Raw genomic sequence first — 16396 nt, 5'->3', positions numbered from 1 at the left:
AATAGGTAAAAGTGCAGCAGATAGCCCGCTCTGTCGCCCTCGCATTTAATAATTTGCCGCGCCCCCACCGCGTAATGCTGGGATCATTAACTGTAGTCACTCTGGCCGTCGCTGTCTGGCGGCCTTACGTTTATCATCCGACGGATGATGTGACGCCCATCGTTAAAAACATTGAACTGGATAAGAACACGCTCCGTACGCTGTTGCCGGAAGCCAGTGAGCCGATCGATCAGAGCACACCGGAACCGGACGAAGAGCTGCCTGCGGATGATGTCGACACCGACGTGCCCGAAACGGCAGGGGTGCATGACTACACTGTTTCATCCGGCGATACCCTGAGCAGTGCCCTGAATCAGTATGGCATCGACATCAGTGATATCAATGCGCTGGTGGTGAGCGATCGCGATCTGCGTAATCTGCAGGTCGGTCAGCAGCTGAGCTGGACGCTGGATGATGATGGTGGCCTGAAAACCCTGAGCTGGGAAATTTCCCGTCGTGAAACCCGCACCTATGAGCGCACCCCAGCCGGTGGCTTTAAGATGGATGCGGAGATGCAGAAGGGCGAATGGCGCAACAGCGTGATGCAGGGCGAAGTGCGCGGCAGTTTCGCCGCCAGCGCCATGCGGGCGGGGTTGAGCGGGGCTGAAGCCAGCGCCGTGATTAAAGCGATGCAGTGGCAGATGGACTTCCGTAAGCTGCGTGCTGGCGACCAGTTCAGCGTGCTGATGTCACGTGAAATGCTGGATGGCAAGAGTGCACAGAGTCAGTTGCTGGGCGTGCGCCTGCGCAGCGGCGGTAAAGATTATTACGCATTCCGCGCGGAAGATGGCAAGTTCTACGATCGCAGCGGCTCCGGTCTGGCACGCGGCTTTATGCGCTTCCCGACGGTTAAGCAGTATCGTGTCTCTTCCAACTTCAATCCGCGTCGTCTTAACCCGGTAACGGGCCGCATTGCGCCGCACAAAGGCGTCGACTTTGCGCTGCCAATCGGTACGCCGGTGCTCGCAGTGGGTGATGGTGAGATCGTGGTAGCGAAAAACGGCGGTGCCGCCGGTAACTACGTCGCTATCCGTCATGGCCGTCAGTATATGACACGCTATATGCACATGAAGAAAGTGCTGGTGAAGCCAGGTCAGAAAGTGAAACGTGGCGACCGTATTGGACTGTCCGGCAACACCGGGCGCTCCACCGGACCGCATCTGCATTTCGAAATCTGGATCAATAACCAGGCGGTTAACCCATTAACGGCGAAGCTGCCGCGCATGGAAGGTCTGACCGGCAAAGATCGCAGCGACTACATGGCACAGGTTAAATCCTGGCTGCCTCAGCTGGGTCTGAAGTAAGCGAATTTCGTCAAATCGCGCAAAAACCGACGGCTTCTCCGTCGGTTTTTTGCTATCTGGCGCAGGATGATTGCAAAATTTCAGGTCGACACTATCATAAGCCGGTCATTGCTTGAGGCGAGTGCATGGAAACCCGTAAAAAAAATAACATTGAATTTATTCCCGTTTTTGAACGTTCTTTTCTCAAACCTAAGTACTGGGGCAGCTGGCTGGCAATAGGTGCGCTGGCGGGGCTGGCGTATTTACCACCGAAAGTGCGCGATCCGCTGCTGGGCCGGTTAGGCCGGTTTGCCGGTAAGCTGGCAAAGGGCGCACGTCGCCGCGCGCTGATTAATCTCTATTATTGCCTGCCGGAACTCAGTGAAGAGCAGCGTGCCACGCTGGTCGATGAGATGTTTGCGACAGCGCCGCAGGCGATGACAATGATGACCGAGCTGGTGCTGCGCGATCCTGCTCGCATCCGGCAGCGCGTTGAGTGGCATGGTCGTGAAATCATCGACCAGATGAAAGCTGAGCAGCAGAATGTGATTTTCCTGGTGCCACACGGCTGGGCGGTGGATATTCCCGCCATGCTGCTGGCGTCAGAAGGCCAGAAGATGGCGGCCATGTTCCACAATCAGAGCGACCCGCTGCTGGACTACGCCTGGAACACGGCCCGTCGTCGCTATGGCGGCCGGATGCATGCCCGCAACGATGGGATTAAGCCGTTTATCAGTTCAGTACGTCAGGGTTACTGGGGCTACTATCTGCCCGATCAGGATCACGGTGCCGAGCACAGCGAATTTGTCGATTTCTTCGCTACCTATAAGGCGACATTGCCTGCGGTAGGCCGGCTGATGAAGGTGTGTCGTGCCCGCGTGGTGCCGCTGTTCCCGGTTTATAACAGTGAAACGCATAAGCTTGAGATTTATGTGCGTCCGCCGATGGACGATCTGCTGGAGGCCGACGATCACCAGCTGGCTCGCCGGATGAATGAAGAGGTGGAAATATTTGTCCGCCCGCATCCCGAGCAGTACACGTGGATCCTCAAGCTGCTGAAGACCCGCAAAGAGGGTGACATCGAACCCTATTCGCGCAAAGAGCTTTATCCGCGCAAATAGCAGAAAGGCCGCGAAAGCGGCCTTTTTGGTACGTCGGGTTTGGTTAGCGGTAAGTTCGAAAATGCTTAGGGAACACGGTCAGATCGGAAAGGCGCTTAAGCCATCCCTGGCCGCTCGGCCCGCGCCATCCGTGGCGCGGGACGCTTTCCTCCTCTGCCCGTGTTCCCTGCGCTTTAAGTTTATTTGCCGCTTTCAGATTCACCCAGATCCAGCGATTAAGTGATAATAAAAAGGCCGCTTTCGCAGCCTTTTATGAGTGAATAAAAGAGCTGGCTCAGGAAGCATACCCCCTGCGCAAAGACGCAAATCGCCATCCGTGGCATGCTCAGCGCAGACGATTACGCAGCTCTGCTATAACGCCTCCAGCCTGCTGCGACGTTTACGTTCGCGCATAAACAGGGTCACGAGACCAAACCACAGCACGCCGCTGATAAAGTTAATCAGACAGAACCACAACGTGCCGCCGCTGAAGTAGCCACTTTTCGCCAGCTCAATCCCCACCGCCAGCGTCAGAATACTGATCATCCCCAGCATGGCCGCCACGCTGCCTTTGCCTTCATCACTGGCGTAGAGCGTCAGGCGATAGAGTCCGGCATTCACCATCCCTGCGCCAAAGGCGTAGAAGCTCAGGCCAGCCGTGATGAGCAGATAACCGTGGCTGTTCAGCAGGCTTGCCACCAGCGCCAGACTCAGGCCAATCAGAATCGGCCAGGCGGCGAACTTCACCGGCTGTTCAATCGGCACCCGTCCGGCCAGCTTACTCAGCGTCAGGTTACCGGCAATCATCGCCAGAAACACCGGCAGCTGCAGCAGGGCATACTGCATGCGAGACAGACCTTCGTCATGCATCAGGATCACCGGTGACAGCGCAACCCAGGTGAGAATCGGGATAAACACCAGCCCGATAGCAAAAGACCCAAACATCACCAGCCGGTCTTTCATCAACCGGCCATAGTTACGCGCCAGATTCGGCAGGGCGATGGAGTGGCTGCGGTCGCCTGCGGTTTCGGGCATCACACGCCACAGCACCACAAACGCAACGAGGCTGCAGGCGGCAAACAGCCAGAACATACTGCGCCAGCTACCCACAGTGAGCCAGGCTGCACCGGCAAGCGGACCTGCCAGCGGGGCCAGCAGCGCCACATTAGCCATCAGCGCCATCATGCGCACCGCCAGCGCCTCATCAAAGGCTTCCTGAATGGCGGCATAGCCAACCGCACCAATAAAGCAGAGGCTGATACCCTGAATAAAACGCAGGCCAACAAACTCTTCAATCGAACTGACCCAGTTGGTCAGTATGCAGGCGACGGCAAAAAACAGGATGCCGGAGAGCATCACCGGTCGCCGACCAAACTTATCAGAGAGTGGACCCAGCAGCCATTGCAGCACCACGCCACCAATCAGGTAAGCGGTCAGCGACGTAGAAACCCATTCCGGGCCAACGGAGAACTCGCTGGTGACGATCAGCATGCCGGGCTGGATCATGTCGTGGGCGATATAGGTAGCAAACTCGAACAGCACTAACGCCAGAGGAAAAAGTAAAATTCGGCCGGTAAGCTGGCTGATGGGCTGGAAACGGGGCATCTTGCCTCCTTGTCAGAAAAGAAAAACGCGACTGCCAGGCAGTCGCGTCGTTGATTCTACACCGACAATGTAAACGCGGGCGCAATTAATCCACGCGCAGCACGCGAGTCGTGTTAGTGGTGCCAGTGGCGCCCATCACATCACCCTGGGTCACGATAACCAGATCGCCTGAAACCAGGAAACCTTTATCGCGCAGCAGGTTAACCGCGTCGTGTGCGGCCGCGACACCATCGTTGTTGCTGTCGAAGAACACTGGCGTCACACCGCGATAGAGTGCAGTGAGATTCAGCGTGCGTTCATGGCGGGACATCGCAAAGATCGGCAGGCCCGACGTGATACGTGAGGTCATCAGCGGAGTACGGCCCGACTCGGTCATGGTGATGATCGCAGTAACGCCCTGCAAATGGTTTGCGGCGTACATGGACGACATGGCGATCGCTTCTTCAATGTTGTCGAACTGCACATCCAGACGGTGTTTAGAGACGTTGACGCTTGGGATCTTCTCCGCGCCCAGGCAGACCTTCGCCATCGCTGAGACGGTTTCTGCCGGATACTGACCCGCTGCGGTTTCTGCAGAGAGCATCACGGCATCGGTGCCATCCAGCACGGCGTTAGCCACGTCCATGACTTCTGCGCGGGTTGGCATCGGGTTAGTAATCATCGACTCCATCATCTGCGTCGCGGTAATGATGGTGCGGTTTAGCTGACGGGCACGACGAATTAATGCTTTCTGAATGCCGACCAGCTCCGGATCGCCAATCTCAACGCCCAGGTCGCCACGCGCAACCATCACCACGTCTGATGCCAGAATGATGTCATCCATCGCTTCCTGGCTGGCAACCGCTTCGGCACGTTCCACTTTAGCGACCAGCTTAGCGTCACAACCCGCTTCACGCGCCAGACGACGCGCCAGGTTCATATCTTCGCCACAGCGTGGGAAGGAGACGGCCAGATAATCGACGCGGATCTTAGCGGCGGTGATAATGTCTGCCTTGTCTTTTTCGGTCAGTGCTTCAGCTGACAGGCCGCCGCCCAGCTTGTTAATGCCTTTGTTGTTCGACAGCGGGCCGCCGACAGTGACTTCGGTGAAGACTTTCGTGTCCTGAACTTCCAGCACCTTCAACTGCACGCGGCCATCATCCAGCAGCAGGATATCGCCCGGCACCACATCTTCAGGCAGACCTTTGTAGTCGATACCCACGCGCTCTTTATCGCCTTCGCCTTTACCCAGGCTGGCATCCAGCAGAAAACGGTCGCCGATATTCAGGAAAACTTTGCCTTCTTTGAAGGTCGAAACACGAATTTTTGGACCCTGGAGGTCACCGAGAATAGCCACGTGGCGGCCCAGTTTTGCGGCAATCTCACGCACTTTGTCGGCACGTAGCTGATGGTCTTCTGGCGTGCCGTGAGAGAAGTTGAGTCGTACAACGTTCGCACCGGCAGCGATGATTTTTTCGAGGTTATTATCACGATCGGTGGCCGGGCCGAGGGTTGTTACGATTTTGGTTCTTCTGAGACGTCTTGACATCGGGGACTCCGTAAACATTTAAGCGTGTCCGGGTCTGTGGACACAGCATGGTTATCTATTCTATATGATCGACGGGTTGTGATACGACTCACATTGTAAATGTGATGTTAATTTTTTTGCTGATCACTCTCTTCCCGAAGGGTGTTCTTTTCATAACGCGACGCTTTCAACGCCTCTTTCACGCGTTTCAGGTTTTCCCGGAAGGGGGCACCCCGTTCCAGGGTAAAACCGGTCGCCAGCACATCGATCACGGTTAACTGCGCCAGGCGCGACACCATCGGCAAATAAACATCCGTATCTTCCGGTACATCAAGCACTAAAGCTATCGCTGCTTCATGGGCAAGGGGTGAATCGGGAGAGGTGATGGCAATAACGGTGGAACCGTTTACACGGGCCAGGCGAGCCAGTTCTACCATATTTTTTGTGCGCCCAGTATGTGAAATGAGAACAAAAACGTCACCGGCTCGACTATTTATGCAACTCATGCGCTGGATCACAATATCGTCCGACCAGATGACCGGCAGATTAAAGCGCAGAAATTTGGTAAAGGCGTCATGCGCCACGACCGCGGATGCCCCCAGCCCGAAAAAGGCGAGTTTATCGGCCTGCGCAAGCAGGGTGACGGCCTGTTGCAGCTGCGTGCTGTTCAGCTGGTCGCGCACCCGCTGCAGTCCAGCCAGCGCCGAGTCGAAGATCTTGTGGCTGTAGTCCTCCACACTGTCGTTATCCTCCACACCCCGGCTGACCCAGCTGCTGCTTTTCACCAGGCTCTGCGCCAGCTGCAGTTTAAAGTCGGGAAAGCCGCGTGCGCCCAGGCGATGGCAGAAGCGGTTTACGGTGGGTTCACTCACGCCGGCAACGCCTGCCAGCGTCGCAATGCTGGAGTGCATCGCCGCCTGGGGGGCAGCCAGAATCTGCCGGGCGACTTTCTGTTCCGCTTTGCTCAGCGCAGCGAACTGCGCCTCAATTTTTTCCAGCATATTCATAAGCCGATGACCATTATCGCTTTTATCAATTTCAATTATCACTGTCGTCAGCGCCAATTAACAGAGACTATATCGCGTCAGCGGCCGACAGGCGCAACGGCGGACAAGCCTATGGCGCTTTTTTTTGGGATACTTTGATCGGTGCCAGATTTCCTGACACCAGCAGACACAGAAAAAACCGGCAATCCGCACGTGTCATCACACGCGTGCAGCGCATCCGGTACAGAGTTAATGCGGTTGACCCGGCGAGTCGGTTTACCTGGCGCGGGGAAAAAAGTACATTGTGCTGAAAGAAAATAATAACCTGGACCCGGTGGCAGAGGATGCATCACCACCGGACTATCCTGCAACGAGGAGAGGAAAATGGCGGTAACACAAACAGCCCAGGCATGCGATCTGGTGATTTTCGGTGCCAAAGGCGATCTTGCACGCCGTAAACTGTTGCCTTCACTGTACCAGTTAGAGAAAGCGGGTCAGATCCACGAGGAAACCCGCATTATTGGTGTCGGCCGTGCCGAGTGGGACAAAGCGGAATACACCAAAGTGGTACGTGAAGCGCTGGAAACCTTCATGAAGGAGAAGATTGACGAAGCGCTGTGGGACAAACTCAGCAATCGTCTCGACTTCTGCAACCTCGATGTTAACGACACCACGCACTTCCCGAAACTGGGCAAGATGCTGGACCAGAAAAACCGCACCACCATTAACTACTTTGCAATGCCGCCGAGCACCTTTGGCGCGATCTGTCAGGGACTGGGCACCGCGAAGCTGAATGCGAAACCGGCGCGCGTGGTGATGGAGAAGCCGCTCGGTACCTCACTGGAAACCTCGCAGGAGATCAACGACAGCGTTGGTGAATACTTCGATGAGAGCCAGGTATTCCGTATCGACCACTATCTCGGCAAAGAGACCGTGCTCAATCTGTTGGCGCTGCGCTTTGCGAACTCTATCTTCGTGAATAACTGGGATAACCGCACCATCGACCACGTGCAGATCACGGTGGCCGAAGAGGTGGGTATTGAAGGCCGCTGGGGTTACTTCGATAAAGCGGGTCAGATGCGTGACATGATTCAGAACCACCTGTTGCAGATTCTGACCATGATCGCCATGTCGCCGCCGTCCGATCTCAGTGCCGACAGCATCCGTGACGAAAAAGTTAAAGTGCTGCGCTCGCTGCGCCGCATCGACCAGACCAACGTGCGTGAGAAAACCGTTCGCGGTCAGTACACTGCGGGCTTTGTGCAGGGTAAAAAAGTGCCAGGCTACCTGGAAGAAGAGGGGGCCAATAAAACGAGCGCTACGGAGACTTTCGTCGCGATTCGTGTCGATATCGACAACTGGCGCTGGGCAGGCGTGCCGTTCTACCTGCGTACCGGTAAGCGTTTACCGACCAAATGTTCCGAAGTGGTGGTCTATTTTAAAAACCCTGAGATGAACCTGTTCAAAGATTCCTACTCAGAGCTGCCGCAGAACAAGCTGACCATTCGTCTGCAGCCGGACGAGGGCGTGGATATCGAGATCCTGAATAAAGTGCCAGGCCTCGATCACAAGCACAAGCTGCAGACCACCAAACTGGATCTGAGCTACTCCGAGACGTTCAACCAGTCGCACCTTGCCGATGCTTATGAGCGTCTGCTGCTGGAGAGCATGCGCGGTATCCAGGCGCTGTTTGTGCGTCGCGATGAAGTTGAAGCCGCATGGACCTATGTTGATTCGATTATCAACGCATGGGCGGCAGATGGTGACTCTTCCAAGCCGTATCAGGCTGGCACCTGGGGCCCGGTGGCCTCGGTGGCGATGATCACCCGCGATGGTCGCTCGTGGAACGAGTTTGAATAACTGAAGTGATGATGAAGCCCGCCACGCGGGCTTTTTTTTCGCCTTTAAACCGGGCCAGCGGATACGACTAAAAATGAACTGCTGTTTCAAAATGGGCGCAGGAGGATAGACGCTCAGGAAGCGAATCATGTATGGTAGTGACGCAATTTACAGGGCAGGAGCCGATGCTCCATGACCGGGCCACAATCCCGGTGTTATCAAGCAAGGGGAACTGATGAAAAACTGGAAAACGAGTGCTGAACAGATTCTGACCACCGGACCTGTCGTGCCGGTCATCGTGGTGAATAAACTGGAACATGCTGTGCCGATGGCGAAAGCGCTGGTGGCAGGCGGTGTCAGAGTGCTGGAAGTCACGCTGCGCACGCCCGTAGCGATGGATGCACTGCGTGCGATGATCAAAGAAGTGCCGGATGCGATTGTCGGTGCGGGCACAGTGATTAATCCGCAGCAGTTACAGGAAGTGACCGATGCCGGTGCACAGTTTGTTATCAGCCCTGGCGTCACGGAATCGCTGCTGAAAGCGGCGGTTGAAGGGCCGGTTCCGTTGATTCCGGGAATCAGCACGGTTTCTGAGTTAATGACCGGTATGGACTATGGTCTGCGTGAGTTTAAATTTTTCCCGGCAGAAGCAAATGGCGGTGTGAAAGCGCTGCAGGCGATTGGCGGACCTTTCCCGCAGGTGCGTTTCTGTCCGACCGGCGGCATCTCTCCGGCCAACTACCGTGACTATCTGGCGCTGAAAAGCGTGCTGTGCATCGGCGGCTCCTGGCTGGTGCCTAACGATGCGCTGGAAGCGGGCGACTGGGATCGCATCACCCGTCTGGCTCGCGAAGCTGTCGAAGGCGCGAAGTAAGTAATGGCGGTGAGCGTCTGCTCACCGCACACCTTTACCCCTGAACCGTAACCGCCGCTGCGCTGGCAACTGCACGCGCAATCGCCTGCGTGGTGCTGTCACCGCTGGCCAGCGCGACGCCCAGACGACGCTGCCCGCTGATCTCCGGCTTGCCGAATAGCCGCAGTTGCAGACCGGCCCCCAGTGCGGCTTCGACATTCACAAACTGCACATTCTGGCTGGTCAGTTGCGGCAGGATAACGGCAGATGCCGATGGACCATACTGACGAATCCCGCCAATCGGCAGACCCAGGAACGCCCGCACGTGCAGCGCAAACTCTGACAGATCCTGTGAAATCAGCGTCACCATCCCGGTGTCGTGGGGACGTGGCGACACTTCACTGAATACCACCTCATCACCGCAGACAAACAGCTCAACGCCAAACAGGCCATAACCGCCCAGCGCCTTCACCACCTGCGCGGCAACATCCTGCGCCCGCTGCAGCGCCAGGTCACTCATCTGCTGCGGCTGCCAGGATTCACGATAGTCGCCATCCTCCTGTCGGTGACCAATCGGCGCACAGAAGTGAATGCCATCGACGGCGCTGATGGTCAGCAGGGTGATCTCAAAATCGAAGTTAACAACGCCTTCGACGATGACGCGACCGGCACCGGCGCGGCCACCCTGTTGGGCATAGTCCCAGGCTTTCTCCAGCTGGCTGGCGTCGCGGATAAAGCTCTGGCCTTTACCGGATGAACTCATAACCGGCTTTACAATGCATGGGAAGCCGATTGCGGTTGCGGCTTCATCGAAACGCGCTTTGCTGTCGGCAAAGCGATAGCGTGAAGTGGGCAGTGATAACTCTTCAGCCGCCAGGCGACGAATGCCTTCGCGGTTCATGGTCAGCTTTGCGGCACGGGCGGTCGGAACCACGCGCTGGCCCTGCTGCTCCAGCTCAACCAGCGTATCCGTGGCGATGGCTTCGATTTCCGGCACCACAAAGTCAGGCTTCTCTTCGGCAATCAGCGCAGCCAGCGCTGCCCCATCCAGCATATTGATCACATGGCTGCGATGGGCGACATGCATCGCCGGGGCATCGGCGTAACGATCCACCGCAATCACTTCCACACCCAGACGCTGACACTCCAGCGCCACCTCTTTACCCAATTCACCTGAACCCAATAGCATTACACGCGTCGCCGCCGGACGCAGCGCTGTTCCGAGAGTCGTCATACATTCACCTAAGCAGTCAAAATTCGCGCGCAAGTATAAACGAAAACGTTTGCGTTCTCATCTTTCGTCCATCTGACATTGCTTTTTGCCGTACTTTTCCCGCTCTGACGTTTCCTGACATGCTTTTAGTCAGGATAGCGGGCTGACATCCTGAAAGGAGTGAATGATGAATAACTGGTTGCAACAGATTCAGTCGGTATTGGCAAAGAAGGGCGGTGAAGGCAAATCGGGCAGCGGCTTAAGTGACATGCTGGCACCGGGTGCGCTGGGCGGTCTGGCCGCCATGCTGGTCTCCAGTAAGTCTTCACGCAAACTGCTGACCAGATATGGCGGCAAAGCGCTGATTATTGGTGGTGGCGCGGCCGCTGGTGCGGTGCTGTGGAACAAATATAAGCAGCGGGTCAGCGAAGCGCACCAGAATGAACCTGACTTTGGCGTGGCTCAGACGCCCATAGACCAGCGCGCTGAACGTCTGGTCACGGCGCTGGTGTTTGCCGCTAAAAGTGACGGACACATCGACGATCAGGAGCGGGCAGCCATTGAGCAGAATATTCATCAGTCCGGTTACGGCCAGGATGCAGAACAGCTGATTCAGAAAGCGATGAACCGCCCGCTGGACCCGCAGTGGCTGGCCGCCGATGTGAAAAATGAGGAAGAGGCGCTGGAGCTTTACTTCCTGAGCTGTACCGCTATCGACGTCGATCACTTCATGGAACGCAGCTATCTCTCCGCGCTGGGCGACGCGCTGAAAATTCCTCAGGATGTCCGCGACGGCATCCAGCAGGATCTTGAGGCTGAAAAAGCCCGTCTGCCTGCCGGTTAATCCTGGCTGAAGTCCGCTGGCTGGTCACACGAAGTGATTGGCCAGCGGCAGCTTCTCACGTCATACCTGGCTTCCGGCTGCTGAAGTGTTACGCTTACAGATCATTACGTTGATGGAGACGGATGGATGAAAGCACCCATCGCAAAAAAAATTCCCTATGAGATGACGCTGCACGGTGAGACGCGCGTTGACGACTACTACTGGCTGCGCGACGACAAACGTGAAAACAGCGAAGTCCTTGATTACCTGCGTGCCGAAAACAATTACGGCAAAAAAATCATGTCATCGCAGCAGCCTCTGCAGGACCGGGTATTAAAAGAGATTATCGATCGGCTGCCGCCTGAAGATCACTCAGTGCCTTATGTGAAAAACGGTTACCGCTATCAGAGCCGCTATCAGAGCGGTAACGAATATCCGGCCTATTACCGTCAGCCGGCAGCAAGCGAGGAGTCTGGTGAGTGGAGCCTGCTGCTGGATGCCAACCAGCGCGCCTCGCACAGCGATTTTTACACGATGGGCGCGCTGCACATCAGCCCCGATAACCGGGTCATGGCGTTGGCCGAAGATTTCCTGTCGCGACGTCAGTACGGCATCCGTTTCCGCAACCTGGAGAGTGGCAGCTGGTATCCTGAAGTGCTGAGTAACGCCTCATCGAGCTTCGCCTGGGGCAACGACTCCCGTACGATCTACTATGTGCAGAAACATCCGCAGACGCTGCTCTCGTATCAGGTGTGGCGACATGAACTGGGTATGCCGCAGTCGGAAGACAAGCTCGTCTACGAAGAGCAGGATGACACCTATCATCTCAGCGTGCACAAGAGCACCTCCAAGCAGTTCATCATGATTGCGCTCTACAGCACCAACACCAGCGAAATTCAGCTGATCGATGCGAACTTCCCCGATGCACAGCCACATGTCTTTCTGCCGCGCCGTCGCGATCATGAATACAGCATCGACCATTACGATCATCAGTTCTTCATTCGCTCCAATCGCGAAGGCAAAAACTTCGGGCTGTATCGCAGTCGCTATCTGGATGAGACTCGCTGGGAAACGCTGATCCCGGCACGGGAACAGGTGGTTATGGAGGATTTCCAGCTGTTCCGCGACTGGCTGGTGGTTGAGGAGCGCCAGCGCGGCTTAACCAGCCTGCGACAGATTAACTGGGCCAGCGGCGAGACCAGCGGCATCGCCTTTGACGATCCGACCTATGTAACCTGGCTGGCGTACAATCCGACGCCGCGCACCAGCAAATTGCGCTACGGCTATTCGTCGATGACCACGCCGACCACGCTATTTGAACTGGATATGGATACCGGCGAACGCCGCATTCTGAAGCAGAGCCAGGTTAAAGGCTTTAACGCGGAGGATTACAAAAGCGAGCATCACTGGATCAAAGTCAGCGATGGCACCGAAGTACCGGTGTCGCTGGTCTATCACCGCAAACATTATCAGCCCGGTCAGAACCCGATGCTGGTCTGTGGGTATGGCGCCTACGGCAGCAGCATGGATGCCGATTTCAGCGTCAGCCGTCTGAGCCTGCTGGATCGCGGCTTTGTCTATGCGCTGATACAGGTACGTGGCGGCGGTGAGCTGGGACAGCAATGGTATGACGGCGGTCGCCTGCTGAATAAAATGAACAGCTTCACCGACTTTATCGATGTCACGGATGCGCTGGTGGCGCGCGGCATCGGCCACCCGGAACGGCTCTATGCGATGGGCGGCAGTGCAGGCGGCTTGCTGATGGGCGGCGTAATTAATCTGGCACCTCAGCGTTTCCACGGCGTGGTGGCGCAGGTGCCGTTTGTGGATGTGGTTACCACCATGCTGGATGAGTCGATTCCGCTGACGACCGGTGAGTATGACGAGTGGGGCAACCCCAACGATCCTGAGTACTACCACTACATCCGCCAGTACAGCCCCTATGACAACATTGAGGCGAAAGCGTATCCCCACCTGCTGGTCACCACCGGCCTGCACGACTCACAGGTGCAGTACTGGGAACCGGCCAAGTGGGTGGCGAAGCTGAGATCGCTGAAAACGGATAACAACCTGCTGCTGCTTTGCACCGATATGGATTCCGGTCACGGCGGCAAGTCGGGGCGTTACAAAGCCTACGAAGGTATCGCGATGGAATACACCTTCCTGCTGGGACTGGCGCAGGGCACTCTGCCGCCCGCTCAGGATTACTGAGACTCCGACAGGTATTTATTCAGCGCCTGCCGCAATGGCGGGCGCAGATCGCTGACATTATTCAGCACCCACTTCAGGTAGCCCGGATCCTTTCTCGCAATCACCGCAATTGCCTGGCCGCGATATTTACCGAACGGCAGAATGTCGTCGCGCTGGGCCGCCGGTTGTGAACGCACAATCATCTCGGAAGCACCCCAGCCGGAGACCTCCATAATCCGAATCAGCAGCGCCGCCGTGACATAGCAGTCATAGAGCGCGCGGTGCGCATGCAGATCAGCAGGCGGCGTCACATCCAGTTTCAGCGAATGACGCAGTGCCTGGTTGCCATATTTAATGCCCGGCCAGAGCTGGCGCGCCAGCTGCATGGTGCAGATCCATTCACCGTACATCTCCGGCAGCATCCGGCGATCAAAGCTAGCGTTATGCGCCACGTAGAAAGCACTGCCGTAATAGCGCGGGATCGCCTCTTCAATGGTCGGTTTACCAGCGACCATCGCTTCGGTAATGCGATGCACCGCCATCGCCTGACGGCTGATAGGGCGGTCGGGCAGGGTGAGATCGCTCATTGGATTCACAATCTGACCGTTGACCACATCCACGGACGCGACTTCTACCACGCCGCCCTGCAGACCGCAGGTTTCGGTATCGATAACGCGGAACATCATTGCTTCATCTTCGGTTCATAAGGAAGGCGCGACAGGCTGAGTGATGCCTGGCGGTATTGCATCAGACGCTGACGAAACCAGTCACGCAGCGCTTCGGGCTGCTCCTGCGCCACCATCTCGGCAACAACCGGCATGTTATAGCGCTCTTTGAACGCCACGCCCGCTGCCGCCAAATCGACATTGATCTTGTCTTTCTCTTCCTGGGACAGCACGGCAAGGTTATGGCTCATAATATTCTCCTGACGATAGCCGGCAAAAGTAATGTTTTCGGCGGTATGAATCAAGGATAAGGATCGCATCGCTGGCCTCGACAGTGCAAAACCAGCAGCGTATCCTTTTGCCACGTTTATCGCCCTGGCGGCGGTTAAAAGGATGATCTTATGCAGAAAAAACCCATTTCCCGCATGGTTATTGCGCTGGCGGCAGCCGGACTAATGGCATTCAGCTCGCTGGCCGCAGCGCATGCGCATCTCCAGTCTTCCGCACCCGCAGCTAAAGCGCAGGTGACGACATCCCCCGATGCGCTGACGCTGAATTTTAGCGAAGATATTGAAGCGGCATTCAGCGGCGTTACGCTGCTGGACAATGCACAGAAACCCGTTGAGACGACCAAAGCCCGCGTTGAAGCTGACCAGAAAAATCGCCTGATTATCGGCCTTTCTCAGCCGCTGAAAGCGGGCAGTTATCAGGTCAACTGGCATGTACTGTCGGTGGATGGACATAAAACCGCAGGAAGCTATCGCTTTAGCGTGAAGTAACCCGGTGACCACCCTCTGGATCCTGCTGCGCGGACTGCATTTCGCTGCCGTGATGCTGCTGACCGGCAGCGCCTGTTACAGCGCACTGCTGGCACCCAAACGTTATCGACCCCTGCTGGCGCGGCGATTAAATCCGCTGGTGAAGGGGAGCGCCTGGCTGGCGCTGCTGAGTGCGCTATTGATGCTGGCCTGCCAGAATGTGCTGATGAGCGGCGACAGTACCAATCTTGCCGATTTCGACATCTGGCTGGCGGTGCTCGACACACATTTTGGTGCGGTGTGGCAGTGGGAAATACTCTTTAGTGTTGTGGCTCTTGTCGCATTATTACTGACCGGAAAGCTGCGTCAGCAGGTGTTACTGCTGGCGGGCCTGCTGCAACTTGCCTGCATGGCCCTGATAGGTCATGCCGCGATGCGTGATGGATTGCCCGGTCTGCTTCAGCAGATTAACCAGGCAATGCATCTGATTGCGGCGGCGTTCTGGGTGGGCGGATTGTTGCCCTTGCTGCTGTTGATGCGCGAGGCGCGCCAGATCGATCGACGCACTGACGCGATTCGTACCATGATGCGGTTTTCGCGCTATGGTCATCTGGCTGTAGCGCTAACGCTGCTGAGTGGTGTGATAAACAGTGTGATGATCGCAGGCTGGCCACTCATGTGGCACGATTCACGCTACATTGTGTTGTTGCTGTGCAAGGTGCTGCTGGTTGCCCTGATGGTGCTGGTGGCGCTGATCAATCGATACTGGCTGGTGCCGCGCTTCCGCCTGGCGGGCAGCGGGACGCAGCAAAAATTTATTCGCATGACGCAGCTTGAACTGCTGCTGGCGTGTGGTGTGGTTGGGCTGGTGAGCGTATTTGCTACGCTGTCACCCGCCTGAATGTGGTTTAAGAGAGAAAAGGGTAGTTATGTTGCTGAAGAAAGTGATCCCCGCAATCCTGTTGTTATCCGTATGCGGCCAGGCGCTGGCGGCACAAATCATTACCGTCAGCCGCTTTGAGATCGGGAAAGAGAAGTGGCCGTTTAACCGTGAAGAGGTGATGCTGACCTGCGAGAAAGATGGTGCGATGTTTGCCATCAACCCGAGCACGCTGATGCAATACCCGCTGAACGACATCGCCGACCAGCTGTTTAAAAACAAACAGGTGAAAGCGCAGCCGATTAGCGTGATTCAGGCCGAAGACAAGGCGCATCCGGGTCAGATGATGAGTCTGCAGCCGATTGTTGAGCGCACCCAGGCGCTGTGCGGTAAATAAACCTCTCGGGTGCAGCTTTGCGCTGCGCCCAATCACCGATTTTTTGCCGTTGCGATCACAAACTGATCCGGTTTATGGCCCTGATTCCCGCGTTTGCTGGCATTTCCACCGCGCTGTTCTAACCTTAAATTGCAAGGCGACACCGCCTTCATAAATGCCAACTTTTAGCGCACGGCTCCTTGAGAGCCATTTCCCTGGACCGAATATAGGAATCGTATTCGGTCTTTTTTTAGTGCTATGATTTATATGGTGTTTTTG

General features: G+C 56.3%; 15 protein-coding genes. 9 read left to right on the top strand and 6 right to left on the bottom strand.

The features are described from left to right. Window positions 1–11: 11 nt before the first annotated feature. Together mepM and lpxM are read left to right on the top strand one after the other, a co-directional pair. On the top strand, window positions 12–1343 hold the full coding sequence (gene mepM / locus AC6I8E_RS10805) for a murein DD-endopeptidase MepM (RefSeq protein ID WP_013358166.1): 1332 nt from the start codon (window positions 12–14) through the stop codon (window positions 1341–1343). Window positions 1344–1468: 125 nt separating this feature from the next. Further along, on the top strand, window positions 1469–2443 hold the full coding sequence (gene lpxM / locus AC6I8E_RS10800) for a lauroyl-Kdo(2)-lipid IV(A) myristoyltransferase (protein ID WP_095707042.1): 975 nt from the start codon (window positions 1469–1471) through the stop codon (window positions 2441–2443). A 351-nt stretch (window positions 2444–2794) separates the two neighbouring features. Here the strand turns inward: lpxM and AC6I8E_RS10795 are convergent, their stop codons facing one another. The 3 genes from AC6I8E_RS10795 to AC6I8E_RS10785 all read right to left on the bottom strand — a co-directional run bounded on the left by AC6I8E_RS10795 (window position 2795) and on the right by AC6I8E_RS10785 (window position 6541). Beyond that, complete coding sequence (locus tag AC6I8E_RS10795) at window positions 2795–4027, bottom strand: MFS transporter (RefSeq protein WP_033783315.1); 1233 nt, start codon at window positions 4025–4027, stop codon at window positions 2795–2797. 85 nt (window positions 4028–4112) lie between these two features. Continuing rightward, entirely contained in the window at window positions 4113–5555 is a 1443-nt protein-coding gene (gene pyk, locus AC6I8E_RS10790) for a pyruvate kinase (protein ID WP_497823967.1), read from the bottom strand. A 107-nt stretch (window positions 5556–5662) separates the two neighbouring features. Continuing rightward, complete coding sequence (locus tag AC6I8E_RS10785; RefSeq protein WP_187266204.1) at window positions 5663–6541, bottom strand: MurR/RpiR family transcriptional regulator; 879 nt, start codon at window positions 6539–6541, stop codon at window positions 5663–5665. A 363-nt stretch (window positions 6542–6904) separates the two neighbouring features. Here AC6I8E_RS10785 and zwf point away from each other — a divergent pair, with 363 nt between their 5' ends. Both zwf and AC6I8E_RS10775 read left to right on the top strand, forming a co-directional pair. Further along, a complete protein-coding gene (gene zwf / locus AC6I8E_RS10780) occupies window positions 6905–8380 on the top strand; it encodes a glucose-6-phosphate dehydrogenase (RefSeq protein ID WP_013358160.1) in 1476 nt (491 codons plus the stop codon). Between the two features lie 214 nt (window positions 8381–8594). Beyond that, entirely contained in the window at window positions 8595–9233 is a 639-nt protein-coding gene (locus AC6I8E_RS10775; RefSeq protein WP_010258674.1) for a bifunctional 4-hydroxy-2-oxoglutarate aldolase/2-dehydro-3-deoxy-phosphogluconate aldolase, read from the top strand. Window positions 9234–9267: 34 nt separating this feature from the next. On the opposite strand, the gene purT is transcribed toward AC6I8E_RS10775, so the two are convergent. Then, window positions 9268–10446 (bottom strand): formate-dependent phosphoribosylglycinamide formyltransferase, encoded by a 1179-nt coding sequence (gene purT / locus AC6I8E_RS10770; protein ID WP_497823966.1) that lies wholly within the window; start codon window positions 10444–10446, stop codon window positions 9268–9270. Window positions 10447–10612: 166 nt separating this feature from the next. On the opposite strand from purT, the gene AC6I8E_RS10765 reads away from it, so the two are divergent. Next, window positions 10613–11269, top strand: coding sequence for a tellurite resistance TerB family protein (locus AC6I8E_RS10765; protein ID WP_497824703.1), 657 nt, complete (start codon window positions 10613–10615; stop codon window positions 11267–11269). Window positions 11270–11395: 126 nt separating this feature from the next. Next, window positions 11396–13459 carry a prolyl oligopeptidase family serine peptidase gene (locus AC6I8E_RS10760; protein ID WP_497823965.1) on the top strand — a complete coding sequence of 688 codons (2064 nt, stop codon included), beginning with the start codon at window positions 11396–11398 and terminating at the stop codon, window positions 13457–13459. On the opposite strand, the gene exoX is transcribed toward AC6I8E_RS10760, so the two are convergent. Continuing rightward, window positions 13453–14121: an exodeoxyribonuclease X gene (gene exoX, locus AC6I8E_RS10755; RefSeq protein WP_033783311.1), complete on the bottom strand. Its 669-nt coding sequence runs from the start codon at window positions 14119–14121 to the stop codon at window positions 13453–13455. The two genes, AC6I8E_RS10760 and exoX, sit on opposite strands and share 7 nt — an antisense overlap. After that, window positions 14121–14354: a DNA polymerase III subunit theta gene (locus tag AC6I8E_RS10750; RefSeq protein ID WP_033733020.1), complete on the bottom strand. Its 234-nt coding sequence runs from the start codon at window positions 14352–14354 to the stop codon at window positions 14121–14123. The genes exoX and AC6I8E_RS10750 overlap by 1 nt, the downstream gene beginning before the upstream one ends. A gap of 150 nt (window positions 14355–14504) precedes the next feature. On the opposite strand from AC6I8E_RS10750, the gene copC reads away from it, so the two are divergent. From copC to AC6I8E_RS10735, 3 genes are read left to right on the top strand one after another with little or no spacing between them, the layout of a single operon-like run. Next, window positions 14505–14882: a copper homeostasis periplasmic binding protein CopC gene (gene copC / locus AC6I8E_RS10745; RefSeq protein WP_285720462.1), complete on the top strand. Its 378-nt coding sequence runs from the start codon at window positions 14505–14507 to the stop codon at window positions 14880–14882. Between the two features lie 4 nt (window positions 14883–14886). Further along, window positions 14887–15762 (top strand): copper homeostasis membrane protein CopD, encoded by an 876-nt coding sequence (copD, locus tag AC6I8E_RS10740; protein ID WP_370420964.1) that lies wholly within the window; start codon window positions 14887–14889, stop codon window positions 15760–15762. A gap of 28 nt (window positions 15763–15790) precedes the next feature. Continuing rightward, entirely contained in the window at window positions 15791–16138 is a 348-nt protein-coding gene (locus tag AC6I8E_RS10735) for a YebY family protein (protein WP_013358153.1), read from the top strand. Window positions 16139–16396: the final 258 nt, after the last annotated feature.

Source organism: Pantoea sp. X-Soil-YNGN-785 (genome assembly GCF_059730585.1).
Note: the sequence above shows the minus strand (reverse complement) of the source record. Positions and strands in the feature narration are given on the sequence as shown.